Origin of the sequence: Pseudomonas sp. LAMO17WK12:I1, from assembly GCF_900177315.1 — a bacterium.
GTDB classification, from domain to species: Bacteria; Pseudomonadota; Gammaproteobacteria; order Pseudomonadales; family Pseudomonadaceae; genus Aquipseudomonas; species Aquipseudomonas marginalis.
Genome location: NZ_FWZV01000030.1, coordinates 1 through 8,047 on the forward strand (window position 1 = coordinate 1; position 8,047 = coordinate 8,047).

Genomic DNA, 8,047 nt, shown 5'->3' on the forward strand with positions numbered 1-8,047 from the left:
GGCCCATGGACAGGATCTGGGTGAAGCCGCAGTAGAAGAAGATGCCTTCCAGCACGCAGTAGTAGGCGACCAGGTTGCGCAGCAGTTCCTTGTCGGTGTCGACGGTGCCGGTTTCGAACTTCGGATCGGAGATCGAACGGGTGTATTTCAGGCCCCACGCCGCCTTCTTGGCCACCGATGGAATCTCGTGGTACATGTTGAAGATCTCGCCTTCATCCATGGCCAACGATTCGATGCAGTACTGGTAGGCGTGGGTGTGGATCGCTTCTTCGAAGGCCTGGCGCAGGATGTACTGGCGGCACTCCGGGTTGGTGATCAGGCGGTACACGGCCAGGACCAGGTTATTCGCGACCAACGAATCCGCAGTGGAGAAGAAGCCGAGGTTGCGCATGACGATGCGGCGTTCGTCGTCGGTCAGGCCTTCGGGGTTTTTCCACAGGGCGATGTCGGCGGTCATGTTGACCTCCTGCGGCATCCAGTGGTTGGCGCAGCCGTCGAGGTACTTTTGCCAGGCCCAGTCGTACTTGAAGGGCACGAGTTGGTTGAGGTCGGCGCGGCAGTTGATCATGCGCTTTTCGTCAACGGCGACGCGGGCGGAGGCGCCTTCGAGTTCGGCAAGGCCTTCGGCGACGTCGAGTTTGTCCAGGGCAGCCTTGGCGCGCACGATGGCGGCGGAGTCACTGGCGGTGACGGCGCGGGCTTCGATGGCGGCAGCGGCGCCGGCACCGTCGAGGCGGTCCATGTTGGCTTCGCTGGCATGGCCGGCGTTGGCGCCCTTGATCACGGCTGCACCGGTGTCCTCGTTGTCGACTTCATCCCAACTCAGCATTGAAATACTCCCTTCTGTTCTGGTTTGACGGCATGTGAACCCGTCCAAAAAAATCTGATTTGCAGGCTGTCAGGCATTGAAATACTGCGCAGAGTGTGGTCGGTGATTACCGATACTGCACACTATGTAGTGGTCTGTTCTGTTTGTGGGCACACTATATGGTGTGTGGGGGGCATGGTCAACGCACAAGATGTGCGGTCCTGGGTCGCTCCCCGGCGCTCATTCGGCTATAAAGCGTGGGTTCATTGGCCTCGCTCGGAATCTCAAGGGAATGAAAAAACTGCTGATCCGCCCAGCCATCCAGGACGACGCTGAAAGCCTCTTCCTGGTGCATAGACACTCTGTCGAACACCTGTGCAAGGCCGACTATGGCACCGAACAGATTGCCATGTGGCTGGACGGACGCTCGCCCGACACGTACCGCGAAGCCATCGCTGCCGGCAACCTTTGGCTGGCGTACACCGACACTGTGCAAGGTTTCGTCGAGGTGGACGGGCATGAGGTCAGCAAGCTGTTCATTCGTGGGGATGCGGCCGGGCAGGGCGTCGGCGCCCGTCTGCTGACCAAAGCGCTGCTGCTTATCGAGGCTGCCGGCCATAGGTGCGCCTACCTCGAAGCCACCCTTACCGCCGAAAAATTCTATGCCGCGTTCGGTTTTCGCAAGATTGGCGAAGGCACCTTCAGCCGTGGCAACAGTGCGATTTCAATCGAGATCATCAAGATGGAACGCGCCTTCCAGTAGTGGCCGGCGTGGGCTGTGGGGCCGACCCCGACGGCTCGGTAACACAGAAGCTCACCGGCGCACGGCCGTCGGGAGTAAACCCGTCTCATGTTAGGGGGGCGGGGGAGCCCCATCGGATGCAGCCTGCAACAGCGCCGCAAACACCTGCTGCACCCGTGGCTCATCACTGTGGGCCACATTGAAGCGCATCGAGTCGCGGTGCGCCGGGTCATTACCGAACAACGCACCCGGCGCCAGCACCATGCCTTGTTTCAACGCATCCTGGGCCAGTTGCTCGCCGCTTACCCCAGGTGGCAGACGCGCCCAGATAAACATCCCGCCCTCATAGGGCATCGGCAGTTCGCAGCCGCAACGCCGCAGCCACTGTTCGACACGTCCGCCGGCCTCCATCAGGCGCTGGACCATGCGCTTGCGATGCTTGGTGTAGCTGCCTTCGCTGAGCGTGCGGTAGACGATCTGTTCAAGCAGCTCCGAGGTCACGCCGCCACTCATCAGCTTCATATGGGTAAGGTTGGCCGCCAGTTGCGGTGCGGCCACCACATAGCTGACACGGGCGTTGGCGCTGAGGACTTTGGAGAAGCCCGAAAGGTAGGTGACCTGGTCGAGGCCGGCGACAGTGGCCAGGCGCGGCGGCGGGTTGGGGTGCAGGTCGGCGTAGAGGTCATCTTCGATGATATGGCAGTGATACTGCTGGGTCAGTTGCAACAGGCGAAACGCCTGGCTGGGGCTGAAGGAGTGGCCGGTGGGGTTATGCAGCACGCTGGTGGTCAGGTACAGGCTGGGACGATGTTCGGCCAGCAACTGCTCGAGAACGCTGAAGTCGAAGCCGTCGGGGCGCCGCTCGATGGTCACGATCTTGACCCCGTGCAAGGCCAGGTTGGCGTGAAAGTTGAAATAGCACGGTGCGTCCAGCAGCACCGTGTCGCCGGGCCTGGCGAGCAGGCGCATGAGCATGTCCAGGCCCTGCACGGTGTTGGGGGTGGTGATGATTTGTTCCACCGGCACCGACAAACCGTCGGCATGCAGCTTCTGTTGCAGGGCCTGGCGCAAGGGCAGCAGCCCGGCGGATGTGCCCAGTGCGGCGATGCGCAGCGACGGCGCACGCACGGTGCTGCGCATGGCCTGGCGGAAGGCTTCGTTATCCAGCCACGCTTCTGGCAAGTGGCCGCCGCCGGGGCGCAGGTCGCCGTAGACTGAGGCGAGGGGGCGGCGCAATACGCTGAGCAGGTCCTGGGGCAGCAGGTCGACCCAGCTCGCCGAGGCCGGGCGCACCCTGTCAACGGCCACGAAGTAGCCACGGCCCTGGCTGGAGGTGAGCAGGTTGCGCCCGCGCAGGCGGTCCAGGGCTTCGTTGAGGGTGAACTTGCTGACACCCAGGGCCTGGGTCAACTCACGCACCGACGGCAACTTGCTGCCGGGTGCCCATTCGCCGGTCTCGATGAGCTGGCTGAACGCCTCGACGATCTGCTGCACCTTGGGTGTGCCGTTCACAAACGCGATGGCGGGTATAAACATAAACCTTCCTTGTGTTTACCGGTGATTTTACCGGTGAAGTTCGGCCGGATTAGGCCTGACTTTACCTGCCTTATGCAACGCCGCTTGCCTAAACTGCACGCCTTCTCGTCTCAGGTCCAAGGCCATGACCAGCGCATTGACGCTCTCTTCGTTTCTCTACTTCCTGCTGTTTTGCGCCACCATGACCTTCAGCCCCGGCCCCATGACCCTGCTGCTGTTGAGCCTGGGCTTGAAGAGCGGTTTGCGCAGTTCGATCCCGGCGCAACTCGGTGCCAGTGTGTCGTACCTGATTTCCATCCTGATCTTTGCCGTGGGCTTTTCGGCACTGATCAAGGGCAATCTCGCCATCACCCTGACCATTCAGTTGGTCGGAGTGGCCTACATTCTCTATCTGGCCTACAAGCAGTGGACCGGCAGCGGCGTGTCGATCGGCAAGGCGGCTGCCGTGGAGGGCTCGCGCAGCCTGTTCGGCAAAGGACTGCTGACCGGCTTTTCCAACCCCAAGACCCTCATCATGTTCAGCGCTGTATTCCCACAGTTCGCCGGGGCAGGGGAGCACCGTGCAGCGGTGGATATCGCCATCCTCGGGGCGACCTTTCTGGTGCTGCAATTTGCCAGCGGTTGCCTGTATTGCTACTTCGGCCAGCGCATCAAGCACGTGCTGGAAAACCCCCAGCGCCGTGTGCTATTGCAGCGGATCACGGCGGTGCTGCTGCTGGGGGTGGCGTTGATGCTGGCCCGCGGTTTTTCCCACTGAATGTTTTGGCGGGGGAGTGAGCAATGGTGGCTAATTGCTGGCGCCCTGATAGACTCCAGGCATTCATCCAGGATTACAGCCCTCCATGCCAGCCGTCGGAGGAAAAGGACTTCCGCTCGCTACCCGTTTGTATAAATCCCGCACCTTGGGGCTGACGCTCGGTTTCGTGTGCGTGGTGTTTGGCATGTACCCGCTGGATCCGGCGCCATGGGTGTGGGCCTGGATGGTGATCAACGCCTTTGTCTGGCCGGTCGTGGCCTTTCAGCGCTCGTTGCGGACTACCCATACGCTGCGCAGTGAGCGCCGCAATTTGCTGTTCGATTCGTTTTGCGGCGGTTTCTGGGTCGCGGCCATGCACTTCAACCCGCTTCCCGGTGTGACGACCCTGTCGATGATGACCATGAACAACGTCGCCATCGGCGGTCCGCGCTTCATGCTGGCGGGCTGGGCGGCGCAGGCGCTGGGCATCGGCACGTCGCTGTTGATATTCACCCCGGCCTTTATCGCCACGACCACCCCGGTCCAGCTCTATGCCTGCCTGCCGATTCTGATGGTGTACCCGCTGGCGCTGGGTTGGATCTGTTACCGCCAGGCGGTGACCCTGGCCCGGCATAAACGCGAACTGCTGGCGCTGAGCCGCACCGACAGCCTGACCGGCCTGCTCAACCATGGCGCGTGGAAAGACCACCTGGAGATCGAGTTCCAACGTTGCTGCCGCGAACAGCAAGGGGCCGCGATTGCGTTGATCGACATCGACCATTTCAAGCTTATCAACGACACCTATGGCCACGTCACCGGCGACATCGTCCTGCGCCAGCTCGGCAAAGTGCTGCGCCAGAACCTGCGCGCCACTGACCTGGCCGGGCGCTATGGCGGCGATGAGTTCTGCGTGATCCTGCCGGGCATGCCGCTCAACCGCGCCACCGAAGTGATGGATGCGTTGCGCGATCGCTTCAACGCGTTGGCCTACGCCCAGGACCCGTCATTGCGCGCCAGCTTGAGCATCGGCCTGGCGCCGTATCAACCAGGGCACGCCGACTCGACCCGTTGGCTCAATGAGGCAGACCTGGCGCTGTATGAAGCCAAGAGCAGCGGGCGCAACCGGGTCAGTTCGGTGCAAGGCACTTGGTTGCGGTCGGTCTAGTGGGGTAGGGTGAGGCGGCACCCCAACAAAAAACAAGGATCGGTTCATGCCCTTCACCTTCCCGCGTACTTTCCTGGCCGCCACGTTGGCCTTGTCTTTTGCAGTCCCGGCCTACAGCGCCGAACCCCACAAACAGATCCAGGCCGACGCCGAGCAGTACAAGGCCCCGGCCTTGAAACTGCTGGAGCGCCTGGTGAATATCGATTCGGGCTCCGGCTACGGGCCAGGCTTGACCCAGGTGAGTGACATCGCCGTCGATGAACTCAAACAACTGGGCTTCACCATTGAACGGGTGCCGGATGCCGCCGCCAACAGCAGCCATGTGATCGCCACCCTCAAGGGCGACGGCAAGGCCAAAATCCTGCTGATGGCCCACATGGACACCGTGTTCAAGGAAGGTTCGGCGGCCGAACGGCCGTTTCATATCAAGGATGGCCGCGCCTATGGCCCCGGCGTGATGGATGACAAGGGCGGCATCGTCGCCGGCATCTACGCGCTCAAAGTCCTGAAGAACCAAGGGTTCAAGGACTATGCACAGATTACCTTCCTGCTCGATGCCAGCGAAGAAACCGGTTCCGACATCGCCTCTGAACTGATCCGTAACACCGCCAAGGCCCACGACGTCACGCTGAACCTGGAGCCCGGCCGCCCAGCCGACGGCCTGGTGGTGTGGCGCAAAGGCAGTGCCACCGCCGTGGTCGAAGTCAAAGGCAAAGCCGCCCACGCCGGCGTCGCCCCGGAGCTGGGACGCAACGCCGCCATGGAAGCCGCGCACCAGATTCTGCAACTGGGCAAACTCGGCGATGAAGACAAGAAGACCACCATCAACTTCACCGTGATCAACGCGGGCGACCGCACCAACGTCATCCCCGACCAAGCCACCGCCAAGGCCGATGTGCGTGCGGCATTGCCGGAAGAGTTCGACCGGATCGAGAAGGACTTGGTGCGGGTCTCCGCCAACAAATTGATCCCGGAAACCGAAGTGACCACCACCCTCAAACGCGGCCTGCCGCCCATGCCGCAGACGCCGGAGTCGGACAAGCTGGTGGCGATTGCCCAGGGGATTTATGGGGAGCTGGGTAAAAAGTTGACCATTGAAGGCAGCGGCGGCGCGGCGGATGCCAGTTTGTCCGCCGGGGTAGGGACGCCGACGTTGGATGGGTTTGGGATAGTGGGGGGGAATATTCATACGCCGCAGGAGTATGCGGAGGTGGAGAGCGTGGCACCGCGGATTTACTTGTTGAGTCGGATGATTATGGAACTGAGTAAACGCTGATCAGCCTGGGAGGCTCGCCCATTCGATTTGGCTGAGCCTTCATTCCTTGTGGTGAGCAGGCTTGCCCTGCGTGGACTGCGCAGCAGGCCAAAATATTAATAGCAAAGATCGTTATACGGCTGTTTTTTAAGTTGGATATTGGTTTTTTTGTAGGTGTTCATCAAACTTTCGAACTATGTGATTTAGCCATAATGGGCCTGAGGCCCATTGGTGTGGATAGTAGTAATAGCAATGCTGTATATGCAGTAAATTTTCTTGAAGGTCTGGCTCATTGGTATACGAATTTATCAGCTCTAAAATTTCCTGTTTTACTGTCATGATTATTTCTCTAGGCGAGTCCAGTAGAAATGTATCGATGACATCATCGGCTGATGAATGATCTTCCGCCCAATCCTGATTAAAGTAAGCACCAAAAAATTGTTGTAGCTCTGTTAATGGTTCATTCATTTTTCTGGGTATCCTGTTAGCAATAGATAGCCATCTGGCATTTTAGGAGCTCGTTTTATGACTAATAGGAACTTATAAACAGGTACGGATTTTGTTGCTCCATTTAGCATGCTTACCCCTACGGGTTGACTTGAGCTGCCTTTAATTAAGAGTTTTTCCTTGTTTCCACTTAAAAATGTAGTTATTTCTTGCTGGTGTGCAGTCAAGCTTTTGGACACTATAGCCTCAGCCTCTTCTAGAGTTTTGAAGGTGGATGAGGCTGGGATGCGCGGTTCTGATTCAAATCTTGCCGCTAACTGTTCGTCTGTTCGACCGACATGTTTTTCAATCAGGTGTCCTCCAGCCTTCTCGTGAGTAGTTAATACTCCAGGAGGTGCTTTTTTTGTTAAATCGTTTTTTGAATCCGGGCAATTTCCAATCTTACAGCTTAACCCTAACGGATCCACCCACCCCGTCGGATTGGGCACGTACCGGTACGCGTTGATCCCACCCGCCAACTTCACCGGGTCAGGCGTCAGGTAACACCCAATATCCGGATTGTAGTAGCGATGACGGTTGTAGTGCAGTCCGCTTTCCTGATCGAAGTACTGACCCTGAAAACGTAGCGGGTTGTCGATTTTGCCTTTGTCGAGACGGCTGATCTGGCCGTAGGCGCGGTAGTGGGCGGACCAGACGATGTCGCCGTCGGGGGCGGTCAGCTCCTGCGGCGTGCCGAGGTGGTCGAGTTGGTAGTGGTAGGGCTTGGTATCTTTTGGGCCGAAGCCTTCCAACAAAACCAGCGGGCGAAAGCTGTCGGGTTCGTAGAGATAGCTGCGATGGCGGTCTGCATGGTGTTCGGCAATCAGCCTGTCGCCTTGCCAGAAAAACTCCGTGGTTATGCCGTCCACGGTTTTGCTGATGCGTCGCCCAAACGGGTCATAGCGATAGCTGGCGATTTGGCCGTTGGGTTGGGTGATGCCGATCAGCCGGTGCTGGCAGTCGTAGCGGTATTCGGTGACGAGTGCGTGCCCACGACCCCGCCGTTCACGGATCAGGTTGCCGAAGGCGTCATAGTCGTAGTAACGGTCGCCCTGGATCATCAGGCGGTTGCCGGCGACGATATCGGGGCCGGGGCGGTCTTGCATGAGCAGGTTGCCGGCCGGGGTGTGGCCGAAGCGTTCCTGCAGATCTTGGGAGTGGTCGGCGCGGGTGAGGCGGCCTAACGGGTCGTAATGGTAGTGGTGTTCGCCTTTGCGCGTATCGAGCAGGCGGGTGAGGTTGCCGGTTTTGTCGTAGTCGTATTGGCGTTGGTAGAGGTGGTCTTGTTGCTGGGTGATTGCGTGGGCGTGCAGGCGGTG

The 8,047-nt window shown here is 59.6% G+C and carries 8 protein-coding genes; 4 read left to right on the forward strand and 4 right to left on the reverse strand.

Going from position 1 to position 8,047, the window contains the following annotated elements:
- Positions 1 to 829: ribonucleotide-diphosphate reductase subunit beta (locus B9N88_RS32085; RefSeq protein ID WP_085205438.1), on the reverse strand; the 829-nt coding region annotated here is incomplete at its 3' end.
- A gap of 271 nt (positions 830 to 1,100) precedes the next feature.
- Between B9N88_RS32085 and B9N88_RS32090 the strand changes: the two genes are divergently transcribed.
- Positions 1,101 to 1,571 (forward strand): GNAT family N-acetyltransferase, encoded by a 471-nt coding sequence (locus B9N88_RS32090; RefSeq protein WP_027608107.1) that lies wholly within the window; start codon positions 1,101 to 1,103, stop codon positions 1,569 to 1,571.
- Positions 1,572 to 1,661: 90 nt separating this feature from the next.
- Here B9N88_RS32090 and B9N88_RS32095 read toward each other — a convergent pair whose 3' ends face one another.
- A complete protein-coding gene (locus B9N88_RS32095) occupies positions 1,662 to 3,086 on the reverse strand; it encodes an aminotransferase-like domain-containing protein (RefSeq protein WP_027608108.1) in 1,425 nt (474 codons plus the stop codon).
- 124 nt (positions 3,087 to 3,210) lie between these two features.
- On the opposite strand from B9N88_RS32095, the gene B9N88_RS32100 reads away from it, so the two are divergent.
- From B9N88_RS32100 to B9N88_RS32110, 3 genes are all read left to right on the forward strand, one after another.
- Positions 3,211 to 3,843: a LysE family translocator gene (locus tag B9N88_RS32100; RefSeq protein ID WP_027608109.1), complete on the forward strand. Its 633-nt coding sequence runs from the start codon at positions 3,211 to 3,213 to the stop codon at positions 3,841 to 3,843.
- Positions 3,844 to 3,928: 85 nt separating this feature from the next.
- Entirely contained in the window at positions 3,929 to 4,987 is a 1,059-nt protein-coding gene (locus tag B9N88_RS32105; protein ID WP_027608110.1) for a diguanylate cyclase, read from the forward strand.
- 46 nt (positions 4,988 to 5,033) lie between these two features.
- Entirely contained in the window at positions 5,034 to 6,263 is a 1,230-nt protein-coding gene (locus B9N88_RS32110) for a M20/M25/M40 family metallo-hydrolase (protein WP_027608111.1), read from the forward strand.
- 126 nt (positions 6,264 to 6,389) lie between these two features.
- On the opposite strand, the gene B9N88_RS32115 is transcribed toward B9N88_RS32110, so the two are convergent.
- On the reverse strand, positions 6,390 to 6,710 hold the full coding sequence (locus tag B9N88_RS32115) for a contact-dependent growth inhibition system immunity protein (protein WP_081744493.1): 321 nt from the start codon (positions 6,708 to 6,710) through the stop codon (positions 6,390 to 6,392).
- A partial coding sequence (locus B9N88_RS32120) for an RHS repeat-associated core domain-containing protein (protein WP_143491289.1) occupies positions 6,707 to 8,047 on the reverse strand: 1,341 nt, incomplete at its 5' end. The genes B9N88_RS32120 and B9N88_RS32115, both read right to left, overlap by 4 nt.

Bases quoted from the DNA above. Each gene is read 5' to 3' on its own strand.
- B9N88_RS32090 (WP_027608107.1), top strand. From the start codon at position 1,101: ATGAAAAAACTGCTGATCCGCCCAGCCATCCAGGACGACGCTGAAAGC.
- B9N88_RS32095 (WP_027608108.1), bottom strand. From the start codon at position 3,086: ATGTTTATACCCGCCATCGCGTTTGTGAACGGCACACCCAAGGTGCAG.
- B9N88_RS32100 (WP_027608109.1), top strand. From the start codon at position 3,211: ATGACCAGCGCATTGACGCTCTCTTCGTTTCTCTACTTCCTGCTGTTT.
- B9N88_RS32105 (WP_027608110.1), top strand. From the start codon at position 3,929: ATGCCAGCCGTCGGAGGAAAAGGACTTCCGCTCGCTACCCGTTTGTAT.
- B9N88_RS32110 (WP_027608111.1), top strand. From the start codon at position 5,034: ATGCCCTTCACCTTCCCGCGTACTTTCCTGGCCGCCACGTTGGCCTTG.
- B9N88_RS32115 (WP_081744493.1), bottom strand. From the start codon at position 6,710: ATGAATGAACCATTAACAGAGCTACAACAATTTTTTGGTGCTTACTTT.